The organism is Blautia sp. Marseille-P2398, from assembly GCF_964240315.1.
GTDB lineage: Bacteria > Bacillota > Clostridia > Lachnospirales > Lachnospiraceae > Blautia_A > Blautia_A wexlerae.
In genome coordinates, this window is sequence record NZ_CAXSTD010000039.1 from 1 (window position 1) to 1,731 (window position 1,731).

Below are 1,731 nucleotides of genomic sequence, written 5' to 3' on the forward strand. Positions count from 1 at the left end.
ATAAAGCCTGTTATGTAGTTTATACTTAACAAAAAAGGGAATGTACAGTCTAATCTGCACAAAGCCCTTTCCATAATTGTCTGCGGATAGGGAATGTGAAGAATTATGTGTAAGTAAAAATCGACAGGTTTAGATAGTAGATGACGAATCATGTCTAATCATCATCTGTTTATGTATTATCAGTATGCCCAATTCATCAAGGGTTATACTGATTTTTTTATATGCCTTTATCTTTACTCATTATGCTTCTACTGCTTCCATAATGGCAAGTTGATTTTGAATCATATCCCAGTTTCGACATCTCTGTGTCCATTTGCTGCTGAGGTTCTGAATAGCCAAGTAAAGCATCTTTCTCAAACTGTCATCATTTGGAAAAACCGTCTTTGTTTTCGTGACTTTTCTGAACTGTCTGTTCAATCCTTCGATCGCATTTGTCGTGTAAATGATTTTGCGGATTTCAACTGGATAATCAAAGTATGTGCTTAGTATATCCCAATTCTCTTCCCAGCTACGTACTGCGGTTGGATATTGCTTGCCCCATTTATCCTTGAAAATTGCTAACTGATTCAGTGCCTGTTCCTCTGTATTTGCTTGGTAAACAGTTTTTAAATCCCTCATGAACTCCTTGATATGCTTATAACTCACGAAGCGTGTGCTGTTGCGAATTTGATGGATAATACAACGCTGAATACGTGCCTTTGGATAGACAGCTCCTATGGCTTCTCTGAAGCCTGTAAGACCATCTACGCAGAACAAGGAAACATCCTTAACCCCTCTGCTTTTCAACTCATTCAGCACTCCCATCCAGTATTTCGCTGATTCACTCGCACCTACCCACAATCCTAAAACTTCCTTCATTCCTTCGTTGTTGATGCCTAAAACAACATAGGCTGCTTTGGTCACAACCTGATGATCTTCTCTGATCTTATAATGGATCGCATCCATAAATATGAATGGATAGAAGGCTTCTAAGGGTCTGTTTTGCCATTCTGTTACTTCGGGCAGAATGCGCTCGCTGATCTTGCTTACCAGTCCTTCTGAAATCTCTACATCGTACAGTCCTTTAATCTGATCTTTGATATCTCTTGTGGACATTCCAGTAGCATACAAGGAAAGGATGCGCTCCTCGATGCCATCGGCATTTCTCTGATATTTCCCAATGATCTGCGGCTCAAATTCGCCGTTACGATCACGTGGTACGTTTACATCTACTTCACCTAATTGTGTTTTCATTGTGCGTTTCACAGTGCCATTGCGATAGTTTTTCTTCCCTTCACAAGATGTTCTTTCAGCGCGATCATAGCCTAAATGCTGATCCATTTCAGCCTGTAAGGTCTGTTCTAAAACATCCGCAAACATGCCTTTCATGCACTCCATAATGTCCTGTGTTGATGTAAACTTTTGTTCATTCACAAGGTCCTTGATCTGCTTTGTCGAAATAAAAGATGTGTTCATAGTATTTTTCCTCCTGTAAGTATGTTTCGTATCTACATTCTTACCCGCTTTTTACTATTTACACATCTTTTGCTATATTCCCGTGTAATTCTTCAATTGCATGTAATGTGATTGTGTTTGATATGCTCATGACTTACAAGTGATTGCTGCTTCGGAGTTGATAAATGATCCAAACGGCTATATGCGGTCTTTGTATTAACCGCACCTATGACTCTTTGAAGACGATAAGGACATCTACGCAAAATAAGGAAACTTTCTTAACTCCTCCGCTTTTCA

The 1,731-nt window shown here is 39.5% G+C and carries 1 protein-coding gene; it reads right to left on the bottom strand.

Annotated elements, in window-relative coordinates; genetic code table 11:
* Positions 1–240: 240 nt before the first annotated feature.
* Positions 241–1,455: an IS256 family transposase gene (locus tag ACESZG_RS18835; protein WP_009269224.1), complete on the bottom strand. Its 1,215-nt coding sequence runs from the start codon at positions 1,453–1,455 to the stop codon at positions 241–243.
* Between the last annotated feature and the right edge of the window lie 276 nt (positions 1,456–1,731).

Excerpts from the sequence above, each read along its gene's own strand:
- ACESZG_RS18835 (WP_009269224.1), bottom strand. The coding sequence starts at position 1,455 with ATGAACACATCTTTTATTTCGACAAAGCAGATCAAGGACCTTGTGAAT.